At 63.9% G+C, this 22,138-nt stretch carries 25 protein-coding genes; 10 read left to right on the top strand and 15 right to left on the bottom strand.

Translation table 11 applies throughout. The features are described from left to right. Nucleotides 1-2 precede the first annotated feature (2 nt). From ACIQYU_RS19475 to ureG, 7 genes are read left to right on the top strand one after another with little or no spacing between them, the layout of a single operon-like run. A complete protein-coding gene (locus tag ACIQYU_RS19475; RefSeq protein ID WP_003256923.1) occupies nucleotides 3-305 on the top strand; it encodes an urease subunit gamma in 303 nt (100 codons plus the stop codon). Nucleotides 306-324: 19 nt separating this feature from the next. Then, complete coding sequence (locus ACIQYU_RS19470) at nucleotides 325-642, top strand: urease subunit beta (protein WP_015270155.1); 318 nt, start codon at nucleotides 325-327, stop codon at nucleotides 640-642. Next, on the top strand, nucleotides 639-2,342 hold the full coding sequence (ureC, locus tag ACIQYU_RS19465) for an urease subunit alpha (protein ID WP_063913453.1): 1,704 nt from the start codon (nucleotides 639-641) through the stop codon (nucleotides 2,340-2,342). The genes ACIQYU_RS19470 and ureC overlap by 4 nt, the downstream gene beginning before the upstream one ends. 10 nt (nucleotides 2,343-2,352) lie before the next feature. Then, the gene (gene ureE / locus ACIQYU_RS19460; protein WP_207838012.1) at nucleotides 2,353-2,850 is read left to right on the top strand and encodes an urease accessory protein UreE; all 498 of its coding nucleotides are present in this window, start codon (nucleotides 2,353-2,355) and stop codon (nucleotides 2,848-2,850) included. A 17-nt stretch (nucleotides 2,851-2,867) separates the two neighbouring features. Further along, complete coding sequence (locus tag ACIQYU_RS19455) at nucleotides 2,868-3,413, top strand: HupE/UreJ family protein (protein ID WP_207838014.1); 546 nt, start codon at nucleotides 2,868-2,870, stop codon at nucleotides 3,411-3,413. Further along, entirely contained in the window at nucleotides 3,413-4,087 is a 675-nt protein-coding gene (locus ACIQYU_RS19450; RefSeq protein ID WP_241106630.1) for an urease accessory protein UreF, read from the top strand. The genes ACIQYU_RS19455 and ACIQYU_RS19450 overlap by 1 nt, the downstream gene beginning before the upstream one ends. Nucleotides 4,088-4,098: 11 nt before the next feature. After that, the gene (gene ureG / locus ACIQYU_RS19445; protein ID WP_010953755.1) at nucleotides 4,099-4,722 is read left to right on the top strand and encodes an urease accessory protein UreG; all 624 of its coding nucleotides are present in this window, start codon (nucleotides 4,099-4,101) and stop codon (nucleotides 4,720-4,722) included. A gap of 145 nt (nucleotides 4,723-4,867) precedes the next feature. Here the strand turns inward: ureG and ACIQYU_RS19440 are convergent, their stop codons facing one another. The 11 genes from ACIQYU_RS19440 to mcpP all read right to left on the bottom strand — a co-directional run bounded on the left by ACIQYU_RS19440 (nucleotide 4,868) and on the right by mcpP (nucleotide 16,595). Continuing rightward, the gene (locus ACIQYU_RS19440; RefSeq protein ID WP_233687427.1) at nucleotides 4,868-5,596 is read right to left on the bottom strand and encodes a thioredoxin family protein; all 729 of its coding nucleotides are present in this window, start codon (nucleotides 5,594-5,596) and stop codon (nucleotides 4,868-4,870) included. Nucleotides 5,597-5,691: 95 nt separating this feature from the next. After that, entirely contained in the window at nucleotides 5,692-7,893 is a 2,202-nt protein-coding gene (locus ACIQYU_RS19435) for an LTA synthase family protein (protein WP_402801586.1), read from the bottom strand. A 135-nt stretch (nucleotides 7,894-8,028) separates the two neighbouring features. Continuing rightward, a complete protein-coding gene (locus ACIQYU_RS19430; RefSeq protein WP_207835121.1) occupies nucleotides 8,029-9,309 on the bottom strand; it encodes a hypothetical protein in 1,281 nt (426 codons plus the stop codon). 46 nt (nucleotides 9,310-9,355) lie between these two features. Next, nucleotides 9,356-10,108, bottom strand: coding sequence for a hypothetical protein (locus tag ACIQYU_RS19425; RefSeq protein WP_207835119.1), 753 nt, complete (start codon nucleotides 10,106-10,108; stop codon nucleotides 9,356-9,358). 45 nt (nucleotides 10,109-10,153) lie between these two features. Then, complete coding sequence (locus ACIQYU_RS19420; RefSeq protein ID WP_144173672.1) at nucleotides 10,154-10,834, bottom strand: C39 family peptidase; 681 nt, start codon at nucleotides 10,832-10,834, stop codon at nucleotides 10,154-10,156. A 62-nt stretch (nucleotides 10,835-10,896) separates the two neighbouring features. Continuing rightward, complete coding sequence (locus ACIQYU_RS19415; protein ID WP_207835116.1) at nucleotides 10,897-12,207, bottom strand: heme utilization protein; 1,311 nt, start codon at nucleotides 12,205-12,207, stop codon at nucleotides 10,897-10,899. A 49-nt stretch (nucleotides 12,208-12,256) separates the two neighbouring features. Next, complete coding sequence (locus ACIQYU_RS19410; RefSeq protein WP_233694195.1) at nucleotides 12,257-12,835, bottom strand: adhesin; 579 nt, start codon at nucleotides 12,833-12,835, stop codon at nucleotides 12,257-12,259. 1 nt (nucleotide 12,836) lies between these two features. Continuing rightward, nucleotides 12,837-13,271 carry a hypothetical protein gene (locus ACIQYU_RS19405; protein WP_233687424.1) on the bottom strand — a complete coding sequence of 145 codons (435 nt, stop codon included), beginning with the start codon at nucleotides 13,269-13,271 and terminating at the stop codon, nucleotides 12,837-12,839. Between the two features lie 297 nt (nucleotides 13,272-13,568). Then, nucleotides 13,569-14,138 (bottom strand): AAA family ATPase, encoded by a 570-nt coding sequence (locus tag ACIQYU_RS19400; RefSeq protein WP_402801578.1) that lies wholly within the window; start codon nucleotides 14,136-14,138, stop codon nucleotides 13,569-13,571. Continuing rightward, nucleotides 14,135-14,701 (bottom strand): nicotinamide riboside transporter PnuC, encoded by a 567-nt coding sequence (gene pnuC / locus ACIQYU_RS19395; protein ID WP_402801575.1) that lies wholly within the window; start codon nucleotides 14,699-14,701, stop codon nucleotides 14,135-14,137. Before pnuC ends, ACIQYU_RS19400 begins: the two co-directional genes overlap by 4 nt. A 259-nt stretch (nucleotides 14,702-14,960) precedes the next feature. Continuing rightward, nucleotides 14,961-16,595, bottom strand: a complete 1,635-nt coding sequence (gene mcpP / locus ACIQYU_RS19390) for a methyl-accepting chemotaxis protein McpP (RefSeq protein ID WP_207835106.1) — start codon at nucleotides 16,593-16,595, stop codon at nucleotides 14,961-14,963. 299 nt (nucleotides 16,596-16,894) lie between these two features. Here mcpP and ACIQYU_RS19385 point away from each other — a divergent pair, with 299 nt between their 5' ends. Further along, nucleotides 16,895-17,725 (top strand): undecaprenyl-diphosphate phosphatase, encoded by an 831-nt coding sequence (locus tag ACIQYU_RS19385; RefSeq protein ID WP_003258998.1) that lies wholly within the window; start codon nucleotides 16,895-16,897, stop codon nucleotides 17,723-17,725. Further along, complete coding sequence (locus tag ACIQYU_RS19380) at nucleotides 17,718-18,131, top strand: DUF1294 domain-containing protein (RefSeq protein ID WP_063914868.1); 414 nt, start codon at nucleotides 17,718-17,720, stop codon at nucleotides 18,129-18,131. The genes ACIQYU_RS19385 and ACIQYU_RS19380 overlap by 8 nt, the downstream gene beginning before the upstream one ends. A 58-nt stretch (nucleotides 18,132-18,189) precedes the next feature. Here the strand turns inward: ACIQYU_RS19380 and ACIQYU_RS19375 are convergent, their stop codons facing one another. Then, entirely contained in the window at nucleotides 18,190-18,549 is a 360-nt protein-coding gene (locus ACIQYU_RS19375) for an MmcQ/YjbR family DNA-binding protein (protein WP_207835096.1), read from the bottom strand. Continuing rightward, on the bottom strand, nucleotides 18,542-19,444 hold the full coding sequence (locus tag ACIQYU_RS19370) for a LysR substrate-binding domain-containing protein (RefSeq protein ID WP_207835094.1): 903 nt from the start codon (nucleotides 19,442-19,444) through the stop codon (nucleotides 18,542-18,544). Before ACIQYU_RS19370 ends, ACIQYU_RS19375 begins: the two co-directional genes overlap by 8 nt. A 133-nt stretch (nucleotides 19,445-19,577) precedes the next feature. Here ACIQYU_RS19370 and ACIQYU_RS19365 point away from each other — a divergent pair, with 133 nt between their 5' ends. Beyond that, complete coding sequence (locus tag ACIQYU_RS19365) at nucleotides 19,578-20,189, top strand: FMN-dependent NADH-azoreductase (protein ID WP_049277030.1); 612 nt, start codon at nucleotides 19,578-19,580, stop codon at nucleotides 20,187-20,189. Nucleotides 20,190-20,243: 54 nt separating this feature from the next. On the opposite strand, the gene ACIQYU_RS19360 is transcribed toward ACIQYU_RS19365, so the two are convergent. Continuing rightward, on the bottom strand, nucleotides 20,244-21,446 hold the full coding sequence (locus ACIQYU_RS19360; protein ID WP_207835084.1) for an NAD(P)/FAD-dependent oxidoreductase: 1,203 nt from the start codon (nucleotides 21,444-21,446) through the stop codon (nucleotides 20,244-20,246). A 69-nt stretch (nucleotides 21,447-21,515) separates the two neighbouring features. Next, the gene (locus ACIQYU_RS19355) at nucleotides 21,516-22,115 is read right to left on the bottom strand and encodes a helix-turn-helix domain-containing protein (protein ID WP_063914864.1); all 600 of its coding nucleotides are present in this window, start codon (nucleotides 22,113-22,115) and stop codon (nucleotides 21,516-21,518) included. Nucleotides 22,116-22,138 lie beyond the last annotated feature (23 nt).

Below are 22,138 nucleotides of genomic sequence, written 5' to 3'. Positions count from 1 at the left end.
CCATGGAGCTGACCCCGAGAGAGAAAGACAAACTGCTGCTGTTCACCGCCGCGTTGCTGGCGGAGCGGCGCCTGGCCCGTGGCCTGAAGCTCAACTACCCGGAAGCGGTGGCGCTGATCAGTGCCGCCGTGCTCGAAGGCGCCCGTGATGGCCGCACCGTCGCCGAGCTGATGAGCCTGGGGCGCGAAGTGCTGAGCCGCGAGCAGGTAATGCCCGGCATTGCCGAAATGCTCCACGACGTGCAGGTCGAAGCGACCTTCCCGGATGGCACCAAGCTGGTGACCGTGCATGACCCCATCGTCTGAAACTGCCCAGGAGCCCCGCATGATCCCAGGTGAAATCCAGGTCGCCGCCGGCGACATCGAACTGAACAGCGGCCGCGCGACGGTCAGCGTCAGCGTGGCCAACCATGGCGACCGGCCGGTGCAGGTCGGCTCGCACTACCACTTCTATGAAGTCAACGAGGCGCTGGTGTTCGAGCGCGCACCGACCCTGGGCTTTCGCCTGGACATCCCCGCGGGTACCGCCGTGCGTTTCGAACCCGGCCAGGCGCGTACCGTGCAACTGGTGGCCTACGCCGGCAAGCGCGAGGTCTATGGCTTTCAGGGCAAGGTGATGGGCGCGCTGGAGGGCAGGGCATGAGCCGTATTTCCCGCCAGGCCTATGCCGATATGTTCGGCCCCACCGTGGGCGACCGCGTACGCCTGGCCGACACTGCGCTGTGGGTCGAGGTGGAGCAGGACTTCACCATCTATGGCGAAGAGGTCAAGTTCGGTGGCGGCAAGGTCATCCGCGATGGCATGGGGCAGGGCCAGATGCTGGCCGCCGAAGCCATGGACCTGGTACTGACCAATGCCCTGATCATCGACCACTGGGGCATCGTCAAGGCCGATATCGGCATCAAGCACGGGCGCATCGCGGTGATCGGCAAGGCTGGCAACCCCGATGTGCAGCCCGGCGTGAACGTGCCGGTGGGCCCCGGCACCGAGGTGATCGCGGCCGAGGGCAAGATCGTCACCGCCGGTGGCGTCGATTCGCACATCCACTTCATCTGCCCGCAGCAGGTGGACGAGGCGCTGAACAGCGGTGTCACCACCTTCATCGGTGGCGGTACCGGCCCGGCCACCGGCACCAACGCCACCACCTGCACGCCCGGCCCCTGGTACCTGGCGCGCATGCTTCAGGCCGCCGACAGCCTGCCTATCAACATCGGCTTGCTGGGCAAGGGCAACGCCTCGCGGCCGGAAGCACTGCGCGAGCAGATCGCGGCCGGTGCCGTGGGCCTCAAGCTGCACGAAGACTGGGGTTCGACACCGGCGGCCATCGACTGCTGCCTGGGTGTGGCCGAGGAAATGGACATCCAGGTGGCGATCCACACCGACACCCTCAACGAGTCCGGCTGTATCGAAGACACCCTGGCGGCCATCGGCGACCGCACCATCCACACCTTCCACACCGAGGGTGCGGGTGGCGGCCACGCCCCGGACATCATCCGCGCAGCGGGGCAGGCCAACGTATTACCGTCCTCGACCAACCCGACCCTGCCGTACACGGTCAACACCGTGGACGAGCACCTGGACATGCTCATGGTCTGCCACCACCTGGACCCGAGCATCGCTGAAGACGTGGCCTTTGCCGAGTCGCGCATCCGCCGCGAAACCATCGCCGCCGAGGACATCCTCCACGACATGGGCGCCTTTGCCATGACCTCGTCCGACTCCCAGGCCATGGGCCGGGTTGGCGAGGTGGTGCTGCGCACCTGGCAGGTGGCCCACCAGATGAAGCTGCGCCGCGGGCCACTGGCGCCAGATACCAGCTACAGCGACAACTTCCGGGTCAAGCGCTACATCGCCAAGTACACCATCAACCCGGCACTGACCCATGGCATCGGCCACGAAGTGGGCTCGGTGGAGGTCGGCAAGCTGGCCGACCTGGTGCTGTGGGCGCCGGCGTTCTTTGCGGTCAAGCCGGCCCTGGTGATCAAGGGCGGGATGATCGTCACTGCGCCCATGGGCGACATCAATGGCTCCATCCCCACGCCGCAACCGGTGCATTACCGGCCGATGTTCGGCGCCCTGGGCGCGGCACGGCATGCCACGCGCATGACCTTCCTGCCCCAGGCAGCGATGGACCGCGGCCTGGCCGAGGAGTTGAACCTGCGCAGCCTGATCGGCGTGGCCCACGGCTGCCGCCGGGTGCGCAAACCGGACATGGTCCACAACACCCTGCAGCCGCTGATCGAGGTCGATGCGCAGACCTACCAGGTGCGTGCCGACGGCGAACTGCTGGTCTGCGAGCCGGCCCGCGAACTGCCGCTGGCCCAGCGTTACTTCCTGTTCTGAAGGAGCATCGATGATTGTCTTGACCCGCCGTATCACCGACCCCGGCACGCTGGGCGAAACCGGTACCGTCACCCTGGACGTGGACAGCCGCATCAAGAGCCGCCTGCGGGTGACCCTGGATGATGGCCGCGAGGCCGGGCTGATGCTCGAGCGCGGCCACCTGCTGCGCGGAGGCGAACTGCTGGCCGATGCCGAGGGTACACAGCTGATCCGTGTGCTGGCGGCACCCGAAGCAGTGTCCACGGTGCGCTGTGCCGACTCGCACTTGCTGGCCCGCGCGGCCTATCACCTGGGCAACCGCCATGTGCCGCTGCAGATTGAACCCGGCCTGTTGCGCTTCCAGCACGACCATGTGCTGGACGACATGTTGCGTGGTCTGGGCCTGACGGTAGAAGCCGAACAGGCACCCTTCGAGCCCGAAGCGGGCGCCTACCAAAGCGCGCCGCACAGCCATAGCCATGCCCACGGCCACGATCATCCGTTCGTGCGCCTGCCTGCCCATTCCTGAACTGCCTGGAGCAACCGATGAAAAAGACTTTCGCCCTGTTTCTGCTGATGCTGGCGCTGCCAGCCTTCGCCCACCCCGGGCACGACGCCAACCCGCTGCAGGACGGCCTGCTGCACCCGCTGACCGGGCTTGACCACCTGCTTATGCTGCTGGGCACCGGTGTGCTCGCCGCGTTGACCCGGCGCAGCCTGACGCTACCCCTGGCAACCCTCGCGGCGATGTTCGGCGGCGCGGTGTGCGGCCACCTGTTCGGCGATGTGCTGGGCATGGAAACCCTGATTGCCGTGTCGCTGCTGGTGGCTGCCGGGGCCGTGCTGCTGCCTCGCCGTCAACTGCTGCTGGCCATGGCCATGCCGGTGTTCGCCCTGTTCCATGGCTGGGCCCATGGCGTGGAGGCCACACCAAGCGCGTTCTGGCAATTCAGTGCCGGCTTCGTCACGGTCAGCGGCCTTTTGCTGGCGGCCGGCTTCGCGGTCGGTTGTCTGCTGCGCAGGCATAGTGGCTTGCAGAAAGCCTTTGGCGGCGGCCTGCTGGCCGGCGCCGCGCTGGTACTGGCCGGTTGATGGACAGCGACCTGGCGTTGCTGCGCCTGTTGCAGCTGGCCAGCCCTGGCTTGCCGGTGGGTGGTTTTACCTACTCGCAAGGCCTGGAGTGGGCGGTCGAAGTCGGCTGGGTACGGGACGTGGATGGTTTCGCTGCCTGGCAGCGCGAACAGATCGACGACACCCTGGCCTGCCTCGACTGGCCGGTGCTGGCGCGCCTGTACCGTGCCTGCCAGGCCGAGGACGCCGAGGCTTTCGGCCACTGGAGCCGCTTTCTGCTGGCCAACCGCGAAACCGCCGAACTGCGCCTGGAAGAGCAGCAGCGCGGCGCGGCGCTGGCACGGCTGCTGGATGGCTGGCAACTGGGTCAGGCGCCGGCCTGGCGTGCCAGCCTCGAACTCACCCAGCTGGGCGGTATGGCCTGGCTGGCTGCGCACTGGGCGATCCCATTGCGCCAGTTGGCCCTGGGTCATGGCTTTGCCTGGCTGGAGGGCGCGGTAATGGCTGGGGTCAAGCTGGTGCCGTTCGGCCAGCAGGCTGCCCAGACCTTGCTGCGCGACCTGGGGGCAGGGCTGCCTGCAGCCCTCGACCAGGCACTGGCCCTGGGCGATGACCAGCTTGGCGGCGGCCTGCCGTTGCTGGCCATTGCCTCATCGCGTCACGAAACCCAATACACCCGTTTGTTCCGTTCCTGAGGACTGCCTGCATGCAAAGCTATCAACAACCCCTGCGCGTCGGTGTCGGCGGCCCGGTCGGCTCCGGCAAGACGGCGCTGCTCGAGGCCTTGTGCAAGGCCATGCGCGACCACTACCAGATCGCTGTGGTCACCAACGACATCTACACCAAGGAAGACCAGCGCATCCTCACCGAAGCCGGGGCCCTGGAGCCGGAGCGCATCGTCGGGGTGGAAACCGGCGGTTGCCCGCACACGGCGATTCGTGAAGACGCCTCGATGAACCTGGCGGCGGTCGAAGCACTGGCGCGCAAGTTTGGCAACCTTGAGGTGATCTTCGTCGAAAGCGGCGGTGATAACCTGAGTGCCACGTTCAGCCCGGAGCTGGCCGACCTGACCATTTACGTGATCGATGTGGCCGAAGGCGAGAAGATTCCGCGCAAGGGCGGGCCGGGGATTACCAAGTCGGATTTCCTGGTGATCAACAAGACCGATCTGGCGCCCTATGTGGGCGCTTCTCTGGAAGTGATGGAGCGCGATACCCAGCGCATGCGCCCACAGCGGCCATGGACCTTCAGCAACCTGAAGAAGGGCGAGGGGCTGCAGGCGGTGATCGATTTCATCGTCGAGCGCGGGATGCTGGGCGTGCGCGGGTGATGTAACGGGTTGAACGCCGTCTGGACCATGGCGCAATTCCTGTGGGAGCGGGTTTACCCGCGAACACCGGCGCAGCCGGTGCCACCCACCGCGTTGGCTTCTTCGCGGCTAAAGCCGCTCCCACAGGGATATATGTTGCCTCACGTTATGTATGGCAGCAGTGAGGTTTGTCCGGCTGCCCTTCATAACGGTCATGGTGCCGCACCCAGTCCATGGTCCCACCCTCATTGCGCCCCAGTGGCGCAATGTCGAGGAAGTTGTAGGTATTGACCAGGATATCCAGCCCGCGGGCATAGGTTGAGTAGGTGTGGTACACGCTGCCATCCGGCTCGCGGTAGAACGCACTCAGCCCGGGAAGCTCGCTTTCGTTGCCATCATAGGGCTCATAGTTGTACTGCCGCTGGCCCTCACTGCCAACGCTGACGCCAAAGTCCTCGTTGAACCTGCTGCCATGTGACGAATACCAGGGGAACTGCCAGCCCATGCGCCGGCGGAAGGCCTGGAACTCGGCATACGGCGCCCGCGACACCGCCACCAGTGACACGTCGTGATGCGCCAGGTGCAGGTTGGCGCCGTCAAAGTGGTCGGCCAGGAACGAGCAGCCGGGGCAGCCTTCGCTCCAGCCCTCGGCGAACATGAAGTGGTAGACCAGTAATTGGCTGCGGCCCGCGAACAGGTCGGCCAGGCTCAGTTCGCCGTCCGGCCCGTGGAAGCGATAGCCGTGCTCCAGCTTGACCCAGGGCAGGGCGCGACGGGCTGCGGCCAGCGCGTCGCGGTGGTGAGTAAAGGCTTTTTCGTGCAGCCACAGCTGCCGGCGGGCCGCCAGCCACTGGCTGCGGGAAACCACCGGGTGACTGCTTTCGCTCGTGCTCATGGTGCTATCTCCACATTGGGGGATTCACACACTAGTCGAGCACGGGCGGGTTGAATCGACAGGCCGCGCAGGCCGGGCGATGAGCGGTACTGCGCTTAGCCCGAATGGGCGATATGCCCCTCGCTCAGTTCATCCGCTGCCTCATCTTCCCCAGGCAGCGCGGTGATCACGCTGAAGTCGCTGATTTCCACCTGGCCACCGCCATAGCCCAGCAAATGGAAGGAAAACGCCTTGCGTGCGGTCGGGTTGTCGAAGCTGAACTCCATCTCCAGCGGCTCATCGGTGGTGACTTTCACTTCGTCAGGCAAGCCCAGCGGTACGTCCTGCTCCAACTGCTTGGCCTTGAGCTGGATATAGGCTGCGCGCTGAGGGTCCAGCGAGCGTACCTTGACCCGCACGCGGGTATGCGAGCCCTCGGGCATTTCCAGGTACTGGGCGCCGATCAGGTTGTCGGCCCAGTCATCGTGAATGCGCTTGCGCAGCTTGATCGGCGATGGGCCGCCGAACTGGTAACGCAGGTTGAGCGGTGTTTGCAGCAGGGACTGGTCGAGCACCTCGGCGAGGGCAACGATCTGCTGGCCGAGCAGGCTGTCGCCAGGGCCAAGGTAACGTGCCTGGTCGGCGATGAAGCCCTCGCTGGCGTAACGCCGGCAGCGCTGTTGGAAGTCGCATTCGGTGAACACGCCCTGGCCGTCGTGATAACGCAGCATGCCGTTGGTGTAGGAGATCATCTCGCGACCGCTGTCGTAGTCGCGGTACAGCGAGCGACCGCCGAGCGCCACTGGGATGGGCAGGGCAAAGTAGTCGAGCAGGGAAGTGGCCAGGTCAATATGGCCGTAGGTTCCGCGCTTGATCCGTGGCAACTGCCCCTGCTCCGGCGCCAGGGTGAGGTTGAAGCCCCAGGACGAGGCCAGGCGCACACCGTCGATGCCGTGGGACTCGTCGGAAGTTACCACCACCAGGGTGTCCTTGAGTACGCCTTGGCGTTCGAGGTTGTCGAGGAACGCCCCGAGCGCGTCGTCCAGGTAGGCGACTGCCGCCTGTTTCGGCGTGTCATAGCGCTCCAGGTATTCGGCCGGTGCCGAGTACGGCTGGTGGGTGCCCACGGTGAGCAGGGTCAGCATCCAGGGTTTGTCCTGCTTTTGCAGCTGCCCGACATAGTCCAGCGCACCTTCGAAGAAGGCCCGGTCATCCTTGCCCCAGGGGAATTCCAGGTAGTTCTTGTTGCGGAACCACTCCTGGCCGTGCACCGCGTCAAAGCCGATGTGCGGCATGATGCGGTCCTTGGCCATGAAACGCAGGCCGGCGCCTTGCAGGTAGTGGGTGGTAAAACCGGCCTGGCGCAACTGCGCCGGCAGGCAGGCCTGGTTGCGTTCGTTCTGGGTCAGCAGTTCCATGCCCTTGGGCGTGCCGTTGGCCAGTTTGTCGTAGTCACCGCACAGCATCGCGTACAGGCCACGGATGGTCTGGTGGGTATGCAGCACGTAGTCCGGGGTGTTCATGCCGCGCTCGGCCCACTGGCTGAGCTTGGGCATCAGCTCTTCGTCGAAGCGGCTGTGCAGGGCCTGGCGGTTGGGCCGCAGGTAGGCCCCGGGGATGCCTTCCACGGTGATGACCAGCAGGTTACGGGCGTTACCTGGGCCGGCTAGCAGGCGTTGGCCATGCAGGTCGGACTGGGTCAGGCCAGTGCTGGCCAGGGGCGTGAAGGTTTGCGTCCGGCCCATCCAGCCTTCGACCTGGCGTTGCAGGTTACCGGCCCCGGCCGACAGCAGTTGGTGGGTGAGGTTGTATTGCCGCCATTGGTCGGCGTCGGAAGGTACCAGTTGCTGGCTGCCCCAATGGGCGCCAAACAGCAGCAGCGGAATGGCCCAGGCCTTGCGTGGCAGTGGCTGGCTGCGTTGTGTGCGGCTGCGCCAGGCGGTGGCCAGCCAGGCCAGCAGGCCGGCGCCCATGGCCCAGGGCAGCCAGGCATGGGCCAGACCGCCACCGGTCGAATTGCCCATGAACTGCGGGTCGACCAGATACGTCAGGTCGGCGCTGGTGGGCAGGCGGCCCACCGCGCTCACCAATTCGGCCGAAGCCACCCAGAGGGCCACCCAGGCCAGCAATACGGGCAGCGCCAGCCACCACGGCCGACGGTGCAGCAGCAAGACCAGCAGGCTGCCGAGGGCAAGGTCGGACAGGTAACCGAGCGGGTTGGACCAACCCAGCATGGCGCGCGTACCCAGTGGGATCACCAGTACCAGGGTCGCCAAGGCGACAAGCCGGGTACGTGGGTGGTCTGACAGGTTCTTCACAAAAACATCCCTTTTGCCATTAAAACGTCATGCATCTGTGCTTGATGATAACAGGACGGGGCAATGAAGGCGGTCCGGGACAAGGCTGGTAACCAAAAGCCGGGCCCGTTCGCGCGGGCCCGCCGATGGCAAGTCTCAGAAGTAGTAGGGGAATTTCAGGCTGAAGGAAAAGTCTGGCGCGTCATCGGTCAGACCAATGGCCAGGTTGGGCACGATGGTCAGGTTGTCGGTGGCGGCGAAGGTCATGCCGATATTGAAGTTGGCCGCGTTGTAGTCGCTGTTGGAGATCGACTGCCAGTCGCCGCCATCCGGTTTGATCTTGCTCTTGCGGGCGAACTGGTCGGACACCGAGAACGACATGCTCATCTTCTCGTTCAGGGCAAAGGCGATACCGCCGCCGATCTGCCAGGAGTCCCCCAGCTTCACGTCACCCGGCACCTTGCTGTTGGCCTGCGGGCTGATGTCGCTGAACGAGTCTTCCATGTTGTAGGTGTAGGACAGGCTGCCGAACAGCACGGCCGGGTCGAAGGTCTTGACCAGCGAGATGCCTGGCGTGATCGACCAGACGCCGTTGCCGGTCGGCAGGCTTTCCGGCACTGACAGGTTGTCGTTGCCGGGCACTTCGCGCAGCTTGATGCCATACGGGTCCTTGCCGGTGGGTGCCTTGATGCGCAGGGTAGCCACGGCGTCGGGCCAGGTCTCCGATTCGTCGAGGAACTTGTAGGCCACGCCGACGTTGATATCGCCGATTTCCGGGTCGCGAGTGACGGTTTCGTCGGAGGTGCTCGGCCCGGCACCGCCCGCGCCGCCGGAGGAATAGGTGGACTGGCGATACACCACCGGTACGTTGATGTCGAACTGCCAGCGCTGCGCCACGTTATAGCGCGCGGTCATGTCCAGGGTCCAGTTGTCTGCCTTGATCCGGTCGAGGTTGATGCTGCCCAGGAAGATAGAGTCCAGCGCCAGGAAACCGTTGAGCACCAGTGCCCGGGTATCGTAGTGGGTGTAGGTGACGCCGGTCTCGAAGCTGAACTTGCCGCCGCCGAAGAAGCCGCTGGCCTCGTCATACAGGTTGGATACGCTCTGTGCCGGTTCGGCGTCGGCGGTCAGCGCCTGGCCATAGGAGCTGCCGGTGGTGCCCGGCGCGCCCGAGGCCACTGTCTGCGCGCCCTTTACCCCTTCGGCGGGGGACCTGACCAGGCGTTTGGGTGGCGGCGCTGCCGGGGTTTCCTCAACCTGGCGTACGCGTTGCTCCAGCACCATCAGCGCTTGCTGCTGGGCTTCGTAGCGCCGTTTCAGCTCGTTCAGTTCCTGCTTGAGAGCCTCGACCTGAGGGTCGGCAGCTGCATAGAGCAATGTGGCCGGGGCCAAGGTAGTCAAGCATACAAAAGCTTGTAGCGTTAAAGATCGGTGCATGGAATTGCCGTCCCTGCCGACTACTTTTGATGAGACTGAGCGTAGATCAGTATCCGAAAGTGCGAAGACCTTTGAGCTGGTCGAGACTGCCGTTCAGCGACGCGGCTGTCGGCACGTTCTCGCGCATGACCACGTTGAGGGATGTGACGTTGTTGACGTGGTTGCCATTGCCAAGCAGCGTCGAGTTCTGCATCAGGCCACCCTGGGCCAGGCGCTGTACGCTGCTACCCTGGTTGTTGCTGGCATTGATGTTGAGTTGCACGCCAACACCGGTCGACGACACGCTGAACGAGCCTGCACCGTTTTCGCCGACCAGGGTCTGGCCCGCGGCCAGTACCTGGCCCTGTGGTTGTGTGGCTGGTGCCTGGTTGGCCTTGGTCACATTGATGTCAACGTTGTTGTAGGCGGTGTTGTTGTCACCGGCCGCGCGCACCACCTGGGTCACCCCTTCGGTGTTGTTGAGCCCGCTGCCGCCGGTGACCGTACCGTTGCCGGCGGAGGCAGCGCCGCCGGCGGTCGAACCGCTGCCTTTTTCGTCGATCAGCGACACATAGAACTGTGGCTTGATGGTCGACTGCTGGATCTGCAGGGTGGAAGTCGCACCGATCACCTCACCGTTGGCGTTCTGCCAGGTGCTGGTCATGACGATGCCGAAACTGACGATGCGCCCCGGCAGCACATAGCGCCCGCGCAAGTTCGCCAACTCCTGGTCTTTCAGTTCGATGGGCTTGAACGTTTCGGCGTGGGCCGGCAGGCTGGCTGCCAGGCAAACCACAGCGAGCCAGAATGGATTCTTCATTGGGTGCTCCCCGGAGCGTCGTGCTCCTTGTCGTTGCAAGCGTCGTTAGAAGAAGTCGCTTTTGATGAAACCGAAGTCCAGAAGCTCTGCGTCCTGCACCGGGGTGAAGTTGTTCACCCGGCCCTTGGCGGTCAGGGGCAGGGGCGGATCGAGCAAGACGTTGTTCTTGTCGTAGCCCTGGCCGATCACGGCGAAGATGATGCCGTTCCAGCCCTTGAGAAAATCATCGACCTTGTAGCGCTTGTGGCCCAGTACCGGGTCACCGATGTACACCCAGCCCTTGTCGACCTTCTGCATGACCACGAAGTGCTTGTAGCCGCGCACGTCCATCAGTACCACGACCGGGATGCGCACGCTGTGCAGGGTCTCGGGCGCTACCCGGTAGCCGCGGGCACGCATTCCCAGGCTTTCCACGTAGCGTTTCATGTCGAGCATCGAGAAGCCTTGCGTGCGCACCAGGTCCTGGTCGGCGTGGGCCAGCATGCCCTCGATGATCTGTTGTTCGTCGACATCCAGCCAGTAGGCCTGGCGCAGGATGGTGGCCAGTGCGGCGGCGCCGCAGCTGAAGTCGGTCTTCTGTTGCACCAGGTCGGCGAACTTGCGTTCGCGTACGCTCTGGATGGGCTTGAACACCACGGCACCACCCGGCAAGACGGACAGCGGCATTTGTGCCGCTTCGCTCACGCTGGCCAGGCACAGCAAAAACGCCAAGGCAATAATGCGCATTGTCGGATGCCTTCCGGTTCTGTTGAAGAAAGGCCCCCCGAAGGGGGCCTCAAGCACAACGATCAGAACGAGGTGTTGGAGATGGCCAGCGAGTTGCTCTGCTGGTTGCCCACACCGGCTGCCACGTTCACGCCCAGGTTGCCGCTGCCACCGTTCACCGAACCGCTCAGGGTTGCGGTGTTGGTCACAGGGTTAGCCCAGCCGGTCGGGGTCAGTACCTGGAAGGACACGGTATTGCTCAGGTCGTACGAGCTGCTTTCGCTGTAGCTCTTCACCACGTCTTTCGACGACTCCTTCTGCTTGCTACCCGATTTCTCGAAGGAGGAGTCGAAAGCTTCCTCGAACGAGGAGTCAAACGACTTCTGGAACGACGAACTGGACGACTTGTCGCGGGTTTTTTCGATGGACGCCTCAAGCGATGCGCTCAGCGAAGCGTCCACAGACTCGCTGCGAGTGTGGTCGTGACGGCCATGGTCGCGGGTGACGGTGTGCGAAGCTTCGGCGGCCGCTTCCAGGGTCGCGCTCAGCGTCGCGTTGTAGCTGGAGCTCGATTCCTTGTTGCGCGAGCCGCTGACATCCACCGACTTGGAGCCGCTGGCATCCCAGCTGTTGCTGCCCCGCTTCTCGAAGCTCGACGACGAGCTCTTGTCGATGCTCAGGTTCGACGCGCTTTCCCGAGAGGCACTGCCGCTGGCCGATTTGGTGAAGGTCAGCGTATCAACCCGGTAGGTGCGGTCGGCGCTGTTGTTCACCACCAGGCCTGGGCCGTCCTGGTCGGCAGAGGCAGTGGCCGTGGCGTTACCCAGTGGTGCGTGGGTGTTGGCAATGGCCATGGTGTTTTTCTGCTGGTTCAGGTCGCCGCCAGCAATGTTGACACCCACGTTGCCTTCAGCGCCGTCGGCCGAGCCGCTCATGATCGCCGAAGACTGGGTAGACCAGTTGTCGACGCGGTTGCCGTTGCTGTACTGGCGAACGTCAGCGGTGGCTTCGGCGGTGCCGAAGACAAAGCTGTTGTCCAGGCTCGAGTCGGACGCTGCGTTGGCAATGGCCGCGGCGTTGTCCTGCTGGTTGCCGTTACCGGCCGCAACGTTGACACCGACGTTACCGCTGGCGCCAACGGCCGACTGGTTCATCTCGGCTTCGTTGATGGTCCCTTGGTTGGTGATGGTGTTGTCGGTGCTGCTCTGACTGTCCCAGGCATTGGCCGTTGCATACACAGGGATCTTGGTTGGGGGAGGCGTGTGATGACCATTGTTATGGTGGTGGCCGTTATGGTGGTCATTACGCCGATCATTTTGCCCAGCTTGTACAGCAACAGCCATGATCGCAGCAATTGCGAAAACCAGAGGCTTGATTGCCATCGAGGGTTTCATGGTGATTCTCCGTACTTTATAGGTTAAGTGTTGTTCTTAACTGGATGGGTCAATCCGCGACCCGTATGCTCAAGGTGTTGGCCATTCGGTTTCCCACCCCGGCACTCTGATTCAGCTGGATCACCCCGCGGCCACCGGTGAATGCCTGGTCACTGGTGGTGACCTGGCGATGGCCGGGTGGGGTGTCAGCTGGATCGGAGTTGTTGAACAGCGCCACGTTCTGTTGCATGAGGACGCTGTCGTCGATGCTTTGCGGCTGGGCACTGAGGCTTATGCGCAGTGCATTGGCTTGCTGGGTGTTGGCGCCGGCGCTCTGGTTCACCCCGAGGGCACCGCTGCCGTTGCTGAAGGCGTTGCCCTGGATGCTCGAGCGGGCATCCATCGCCGGGGCTGCGGGGGTGTTCAGGCGTTGGCGGATCAGCGTAGTGGCGCTGGCCCCGGGCCCCACGGCGAAGGCGCGGGCGTTGGCTTGTTGCTGCTGGTCACCGGCTGCCTGGTTGACCGACAGGTTGCCCTGGTAACGGCTGCCCGAACTATTGATGTCTGCGTTGTTGATCACCGGAACCGGGGATTGCGCGAAGGCCGAAGTACTGCACAATGTGGCCAGGATCAGCAGCGTGTGCTTCATCTCACTTGCCTCCGGTCAGGATCTGCAGCGGCGCCAGGCCGCGCTGCAAACTCGAATTGACCATGTTCGAGATGCCACTGCCCGAGCCTGTACCACGGCCACCGGCCAGGTTGGGCAACTGGGTCTGATTGTTGAGGTTGCCGCCCAGGTTGTTGGTCTGCTGGGTAATCAGCGTGCTGATACCCGCACCGCTGCTGATGTTGGCGAAGTCGCCATCACTCAGTTCGCTGGTTTGCTTGAGGATGTGGGCGGAAGGGTTGGCGTTGGCGGTGGTGGGGTTCGGGTCGGGTCGCAACGGCGGGACCACGGCGTTCCGTGTCTGCACATCACGGGTTATCACGATGATGCCGTTGTCGGCCTGGGCCGTCAGGCTCAACGAGCCCAGCACACAGCTCATCAGCAACAGGTAATAAAGGCCTTTGTCAGGTTTCCTCACGACGGCAACTCCTTCTATAGAACGCTGGCCCTGTTCAGCGATACGAAGGAGCGAGCAGAAGGTGTGCCGCTTTTGAGAAGCGTTTTCAGATCAACAGCTTAAGGTCAATGCCTGACAAACTGCGGCGTATTCTGTCTCAGGGTTGAAACAGGCAGCCGTGAGCGCTGCCGGCAAAGCCCGTGGTGGCCTTGATTGGAAGGGTCTTTGCAAGGGTGTATCAGCGGCTTGACACTACCCCCGAAGCAGGGGGAAACCCCGCAATTTCGGGGCCTTTGCCCCTTGGAGTGTGTCAGTGGGTTAACATTCGGAGGGGCAGGATGGCGCATCGCCATCAATGAGCTTAGCCACTGTTTGCAGTGCCAGCAACTGGCGCTGTGGCCAATTGCCTTCAATTATTTGGTATGCCTGGTCATGCCGTTGCAGCCAGTGCAGGCTGTCGTCGAAAAAGCGCTGGCGGTCGCTCAGTTCGGGCTGGCTGCGCTGGCCATCGGCAACCCAATCCACGCCCTGCGGGCTTAGCAACAGATGCAGGTGGTAATGCCGCGCCAGCAAAGCCTGTTCCAGCCAGGCAGGGCAGTCGTCGAAGAGGGCGTGGCTCCAGAGCATGTTGCTGAGCAGGTGAGTGTCGAGAATCAGTAGCGGCGGCGCCTGCTCGCGGGCGTGGTCTTCCCAGGCCAGCTGGCCGCGGGCGATGGTGGGGATATCGGCGTAGCAGGTGTCGCGGCCTTCCTGGTCGATGAAGTGGCGCACGTATTCGGCCACTACCACGCCGCCGAAATGCGCTTGGATCACCCCGCTGAGCCAGCTTTTGCCGCTGGATTCCGGGCCGCACAGCACCACCACTTTCATGGCCTGCGCCGCGCTCATGGCTGCACCAGCGCCGGGTCACGGCGCCATTCCAGCCAGCCGCGCACGGCAATCAGGGTCAGCACGGCGAAGAAGCCCGCGGTGAAGTACAGCTGCTGGTGCAGGTACAAGCCCACGTAGACGATGTCTACCACCACCCACAGCGGCCAGCACTGCAGGCGCTTCTGCGCCATCCACAGTTGTGCCACCAGGCTGAAGCCGGTCAGGCTGGCGTCCAGCCAGGGCAGGGCGGCGTCGGTCCAGTTGGCCATGACCGCGCCCAGGGCGGCGCTCAGCAGCACCCCGACGGCCAGGCCGGTGAACAATGCCGGGCGTTGCAGGCGTGAGACCTGGCGGGCGTCTTCAGCATGGCCTGGGCGCTTCCATTGCCACCAGCCGTAAACTTGCAGGATGGCGTAGGCCAGTTGCAGCAGCATGCCCGAATACAGCTTGACTTCGTAGAACAGCCAACCATAGATCAGCACCATGACCAGGCCGATCGGCCAGCACCAGGCGTTCTGCTTGACCGTGAGCCAGACAGCGGTGACGCCGAGGACGGCGGCGATGAGTTCAAGGCCGGACATCGGCGATCCTTGGAGACTACGGGGGAGGGGCGCGATTGTAGCGGGTCGGCCGGGGAAGGTGTAGGGCGTTGGGGCCACTCCCACAGGACTGCACATGACTCATTGAGTTAGCAGGGAGCCTGTGGGAGCGGCTTTAGCCGCGAATACCGGCGCAGCCGGTGCAAACACCGCGCTGGATTCTTCGCGGCTAAAGCCGCTCCCACAGGGTACGCGGATTGCTTGCAATTTCAGTTATCTACGCGACCACAGGGGCTTGGCCTTATACCCGGAACTGCCGCAACAGCTGCTCCAGCTCTTCGCTCAACTGCCCCAGTGCCACCCCGGCATCGCTGGACTGTCGCGCCGCATCGGCGGTCTGCTGGGACAACCCCGCCGTATCCAGCACATTGCGGTTGATCTCTTCGACTACATGCGACTGCTGCAAGGTGGCGCTGGCAATGGAGGCATTCAACGCGGTGAGGTTGTTCAGCGCCTGGTTGATGGCATCCAGGCTGGCACCGGCCTCGTGGGCCTGCTCGACGGTCTGGCGCGAGGCCTCGCTGCTGGTGTCGATGGCTTTGACCGCAGCGTCCGACTGGCTTTGCAGGTGCTCGATCATGGTATGGATCTCGGCCGTCGACTGCGCCGTGCGCTGGGCCAGCAGGCGGACCTCGTCGGCGACAACGGCAAAGCCACGGCCTTGCTCGCCGGCCCGCGCCGCCTCGATGGCTGCGTTCAGCGCCAGCAGGTTGGTCTGTTCGGCGATGGAGCGGATCACGTCCAGCACACCACCGATGCGCGTGCTGTGCCCGGCCAGGTCACGGATCACCTGCACGGCCTGGTCGATGGTCAGCGACAGCCGGTCGATCTGCGCCAGGCTGCCGTGAATGGCCTCCTGACCGTGTGCCACCTGCTGTTGCGCGGTGCGCATTTCCCCGGCAGCCTGCTCGGCGGTCTTGGCCACGTCCTGCACGGCGTAGGTCACTTCGTTGACCGCAGTGGCCACCTGGTCCATCTGCAACGATTGCTGGGCACTGTGCTGTTGCGCGGCCCCGGCATTGTCGCCGACATGTCCGGCGGACTGGGCCAGGGCATGTGCTGCCCCTTGCAACTGGCCGATCACGCCTTGCAGCTTGCCGTTGAAGCGGTTGAAGTGCTCGCCCAGCTGGGTGATTTCGTCGCGACCGTGAGTGTCCAGGCGCCGGGTCAGGTCGCTTTCGCCGCTGGCGATGTTACCCATGGCCTGCACTGCCTCTTGCAACGGGCGGGCGATGCTGCGGGCAATCAGCATGACCACCAGCGCCATCAGCAGAGCAATGGCCACGCCCACCAGCGAGGCATCGCGCAACTGACGGGCGAATTCGGCCTGCACGTCGTCGACGTACACGCCTGAGCCGATGATCCAGCCCCACGGCTTGAACAGCTGGATATAGGACGTCTTGGCCACCGGCTCGCTGGCACCGGGCTTGGGCCAGCGGTAGTTGACCGGCCCGGCATCCTGCTGTCGGGCCAGGGCGACCATCTCGTTGAAGACGGCAAAGCCATCGGGGTCGCGGATGGCCGACAGGTCCTGGCCGTCGAGCTTGGGGTTGGCCGGATGCATGATCATCTTCGGCCCCAGGTCGTTGATCCAGAAGTAGTCATCGTGGTCGTAGCGCAGCGCGCGTACCACTTGCAGTGCCTGTTGCTGGGCGGCTTCGCGGCTGAGCGTGCCGGCCGCCTCCAGGCCTTGGTAATAGGCCAGCACACCGGCTGCGGTCTGCACCACGTGGCGGGTCTTTTCCGCTTTGGCCTGGTACAGGTCACCGTGGATCTGGCGCAGCATCAGCAGGCCCAATACCACCAGCATGGCCACCGCCACCAAAAGGATCAGCCACAGACGGCGGCTGATAGACATCGATCTCAGGGTTTTCATCCCACAGCTCCCGCATTGTTCTTTTTATTCAGGCGCATCCAAGCATGCTTTGCGTCTGGCCCCCACCCGACTAATGGCTAAGTGCTATCCATCCAATAGTCTGCAGCAGGTTGTACAAGGCGTTTGCAAAGGCGCTCTGCTAGGATTTCGGCCGCGCCAGATGAAACCTTTAGGCGGCGTGAACTTTTCTACTGGCATTGCGCCCAACAGTCGCTGTAAAACAGCCGGGCCGCGTGCGGCAATTTCAAGCAAATCAAGAACAAGGGGCCTGCAACGAGCAGCGCTCCATCGGGGGAACGATGGATTTTTGGACTGCCTTCCAGGCAATCATCTTAGGCGTGGTCGAAGGGCTGACGGAGTTTCTGCCGATCTCCAGTACTGGCCACCAGATCATCGTCGCCGACCTGATCGGGTTTGGCGGCGAACGGGCCATGGCCTTCAACATCATCATTCAGCTGGCGGCGATCCTGGCGGTGGTATGGGAGTTTCGCGGCAAGATCTTCGACGTGGTCTTCGGCCTGACCAGCCAGCCCACGGCGCGGCGTTTCACCGGTAACCTGTTGCTGGCGTTCCTGCCGGCAGTGGTGCTGGGTGTGCTGTTCGCCGACCTGATTCACGAATATCTGTTCAACCCGATCACCGTGGCGGCGGCGCTGGTGGTGGGCGGGGTGATCATGCTGTGGGCCGAGCGCCGCGAGCACCGCGTGGAGGTGGACCACGTGGACGACATGCGCTGGAGCCACGCGCTGAAGATCGGCTTCATCCAGTGCCTGGCGATGATCCCGGGCACATCGCGCTCCGGCTCGACCATTATCGGTGGCCTGCTGTTCGGCCTGTCGCGCAAGGCAGCGACCGAGTTCTCGTTCTTCCTGGCGATGCCGACCATGGTCGGTGCTGCGGTGTACTCGGGCTACAAGTACCGCGACCTGTTCCAGCCCGGCGACCTGCCGGTCTTTGCCATTGGCTTCGTGACCTCGTTCATCTTTGCCATGATTGCCGTGCGTGGCCTGCTCAAGTTCATTGCCAACCACAGCTACGCGGCGTTCGCCTGGTATCGCATTGCCTTTGGCCTGCTGATTCTGGCGACCTGGCAGTTTGGCTGGGTTGACTGGGCGACGGCTCATGGCTGAGGCCGCACGGGGGCAAAGGGGGGAGGGCGTACGTAATGTGCGCCTGAAGCTGCTGGTGTTGGGCCTGCTGTGCCTGCTGCCGGGTCTGGGCGCGGCGCGCATGGCCTGGGTCGATCAGGCCTGGTGGCCGCTGGCGCTGTACCCGGCAATGAGCCTGATCAGCCTGCTGTTGTATTGGCAGGATAAACAGCAGGCGCGTACCCAGGCCTGGCGAACGCCCGAGAAAGTGCTGCATGCCAGTGAGCTGCTGGGCGGCTGGCCGGGGGCGCTGCTGGCGCAGCAGCTGTATCGGCACAAGACGCGCAAGGTGTCGTACCAGTTGGTGTTCTGGGGCATTGTCCTAGTGCACCAGGTGTTCTGGGCGGACTGGCTGTTTCTTGGTGGGCGCTATCTGGCTTTTGGTTGACAGGTGGCTGTGCCGGCCTCTTCGCGGGCAAGCCCGCGAAGAGGCCGGCACAGGGTATCTAGATCACCAACCCCACCTGCAACCGCTTCGGCAACCGCCGCACCACCAGCTGGTGCGAGCGTTGCAACGCATCACACAGCTCATCACGCCCCATGGGGTAGGGCAGCGCCATGCTGATCCATCGCGCCCTCGCCAGGTACGGCGCAGGCCGCACCCCCGGGCGGTCGCAATAGCCGAGAAACAGTTCGTCGGCCACCTTGAACGACAGCCCCGCACCTGCCAGGTCGAGCACCGCGAACATCTTGTTGCCTGCCACCGAAAACACCCGAATGCCGCCCCATTTGTAGTCTTCCCGCGCACCCGGCAGGCTCAGGCAAAACGCCGCCACCTCGGCTTCGCTCATGGTTCGCTCAGACATACTTTTCTCCACAGGCCTCGAACGACGTCGCCAGATGATCGATCCACACCCGTACCGCAGGCAGCAAACCGCGCCGGTGCGGGTACACCGCCTGCAAGTAGCCACCCGGTAGCGACCAGTCGGGCAGCAGGCGCACCAGTTCGCCGCGTTCCAGCTCTTCCTCGCAGAACATGCTGGGCAGCGCGGTAAACCCGAGGCCAGCGCGTACAGCAGCATTACGTACTACGAAATCATCGATGGCAAGGCGCGGTTCAAGGGCGATTTCCTGCTGCTTGCCATGGGGGCCGAACAGGCGGAAGTGTACCAGCCGGTCTGCCTCGGCGGCGCCCAGCACCGGCAATGAGGCCAGTTCGCCCGGTTCGCGGATGTGGTCGGCGAAACCAGGCGCGGCAACCAGTTGCATCTGTGCCTGGCGCAGGCGGCGGGTGACCAGGGCCGGGTCTTCATCGCCCAGGTCGCGCACGCGCAAGGCTACGTCGATGCCTTCGGAAATCAGGTCGACCCGGCGGTTGAGCAGCACCATGTCCAGTTGCACCAGCGGGTACTGCGCGAGAAATCGGCTGATCACATCTGGCAGGAAGGCGTGGGCCAATGCCACCGGGCAGGACACCCGCAAACGCCCGCGCGGTTCGCTGCTCATGCTGGCCACGGCTTCATCGGCGGCTTCGGCTTCCAGCAGCATGGCCTGGCAGTGGTGCAGGTAGCGCTCGCCCACCGCGGTGAGCTTCAGTTGCCGGGTGGTGCGTTGCAGCAAGCGTGTGCCCAGGCGTTCTTCAAGCTCGGCGATACGCCGCGACAGGCGCGACTTGGGGATGCCCAGCTGGCGGCCGGCAGCGGCGAAACCACCGGCTTCGACTACGCGGGCAAAGTAGAAGAGGTCGTTGAGGTCTTGCATGGGAATGTCTCACTGTTCCATCTGTGGGACAAACTAACGCATTTTTGCCGACTTATCAGCCATTGGTGAGGTCGGTAGGATTCTCCCCATCGTGATCGCCCAACATCGCGGTCTTCATTCACAGGAGAGTCCCATGAAACTGTTGCATATCGATTCGAGCATCCTGGGCGACAATTCCGCCTCCCGCCAACTGAGCCGCGAAGTGGTCGAAGCCTGGAAAGCCGCCGACCCGAGCGTGGAAGTGGTGTACCGCGACCTGGCCGCTGATGCCATCGCCCACTTCTCTGCGGCTACCCTGGTAGCGGCTGGTACCCCGGAAGACATGCGCGACGCAGCCCAGGCCTTCGAAGCCAAGCTGAGCGCGGAAACCCTGGAAGAGTTCCTGGCTGCCGATGCCGTGGTGATTGGTGCGCCGATGTACAACTTCACCGTGCCGACCCAGCTCAAGGCCTGGATCGACCGCGTCGCCGTCGCCGGCAAGACTTTCCGCTACACCGAAGCCGGCCCGGAAGGCCTGTGCGGCAACAAGAAGGTAGTGCTGGTTTCCACCGCTGGTGGCCTGCACGCTGGCCAGCCGACTGGCGCCGGGCATGAGGACTTCCTCAAGGTGTTCCTGGGCTTCATCGGTGTCACCGACCTGGAAATCGTCCGTGCCCATGGCCTGGCCTATGGCCCTGAGCACCGCAGCCAGGCGATCGATGCTGCCCAGGCGCAGATTGCCAACGAGCTGTTTGCTGCTGCCTGATCCTGCTGTCTTGCGCAAGCCTCTAAGGCTTGCGCGAACTCTGTGGGAGCGGCCTCAGGCCACTGGAATAGCAGGGTCAGCCGCCGCCAGCGCCGTGGCACGATCGGCTGCTGGCGGATAGATCCACACCGTATTGATCTGCGCCTTCAACACCTTGGCCTCGGCCTTGTCCTCCGGTGGCGACACCGTGCGCTCCCACCCTTCGGTATACACCGCTCCCCAGGCCCCAAGGTCCAGGCAGGTCACGTACTTGGGCTGGCTGTAGGTCTTCGGTGCCACGCCAATCAGCTCGGCCGCCGCATTGTTGCCTGCATGACGTCCCAACGGAATCGCATGCTGGCAGGACATCACCGCGTAGTTGCCAAGCTCGTCGCAGGCGGCGTAGGCCACATCACCCGCTGCGTACACGGCAGCATTGCCTGCCACCTTGAGATTGCCATCGACATGCAAGCGGCCCTGGCGGTCGCGCTCGCCACTGATCTGTTCGGTGAGCGGGTTGGCCTTGAAGCCCACGGTCCAGATCACCGTGCTGGCGTCGATGCGCTGGCCGTTGTCCAGCTGCACGCCGGCAGGGTCCACCGAGGCTACCGTGGCGCCACAGATCCACTCCACGCCCAGGGCCTCGGAGGCCTGCTCGATGGCGGGGCGGATGCCATCACCCAGGGATGCGCCAATCCTCGCCCCACGGTCGACCACCACCACGCGCAACGCCGGGCCCTCTCCGAGGATTTCGCGCAGGCGGGCCGGCAGTTCGGTGGCGGTCTCGATGCCGGTAAAGCCACCGCCGGCCACCACTACGGTATTGCGTGCCGGTGTGTCGGGCAGGCTGGCCAGTGATTTCAGATGGGTTTCCAGGCGCGCGGCGCTGTCGAGCTTGTCGACATCGAACACATGCTCGATGCCGACCATGTCAGGCCGGTTGAGCTCGCTGCCGCAGGCCATGATCAGCCGGTCGTAGGGCAGGGCGCACTGGGTGCCGCTGCGGGTGCGGTAGCTGACGCGGCGGGCCGCTTCATCGATGTGGAAGGCCGTGCCTTGCACGAAGCGGACGTTGACGGCATCGAACAGCTCCTGCAACGGCGCGGCCATGGTGTGTACGTCGGGTTCGTAGAAGCGCGGGCGCACATGCAGCTCGGCCTGGGGGGCAAGCAAGGTGACCTCGACATCCTTGCGGCCATGGAGGTCAAGCTGGCGGACGGCGCTGAGCGCGCTCCACAGGCCGGCAAAGCCCGCGCCAATGATCAGGATCTGCTTCATGGTGGTGCTCCTCTAAAGTTCGGTTAACAAGGTAGACCCTGTTGCTGGATATTGGGGAGCGAGCATGCTTCAGAATGTTGGCGGCGTGATTACCCAGATCACCACGGCATCCACCTCGCCGGGGTTGCCATAGCGATGCGGTTCCTGGCTCGAGAAGCTGAAACTGTCCCCCTCACCCAGCTGGAAATGCCGTTCGCCCACCCACAGCTCGAAGCTGCCACTGAGGATGTAGCCAGCCTCTTCACCGTCATGGCTGTAGCTCTGCTGGCTGTAGCTGCCCGGTGGGAAGCGCGAATGCAGGATTTCCAGCTGGCGGTTGGGCTGGGGCGTGAGCAGTTGATCGACGATGCCATCTTCGTAGTGCACGCTCAGGCGGCTGTTGCGTCGTACCACATAGCCCTGGTCCTCGGGCGCAGTGGTGGCTTCACTGGCGAAGAACCACTGGATGGTTACACCCAGGCTGCGGGCGATGTTGAACAGCGCCGGGATCGACGGATAGGAGAGGTTGCGCTCCAGCTGGCTGATGTAGCCAGCGGTCAGTTCACTGTGCGTGGCCAGCTCCGCCAGGGTCATGCCACGGCGCTTGCGCAGGCCGCGAATGCGGCTGCCGAGAAACTGCGGCGCGGCGCCCCCGGCTTCGCTGGTGGGGGGCTGGGGGAGTTGGCTCATGCACGTCGGTCCATCGTAAAAGC

This window comes from Pseudomonas sp. NPDC096925 (assembly GCF_044762545.1).
Classification (GTDB): Bacteria; Pseudomonadota; Gammaproteobacteria; order Pseudomonadales; family Pseudomonadaceae; genus Aquipseudomonas.
This window is presented reverse-complemented; position numbering and strand designations above follow the sequence as displayed.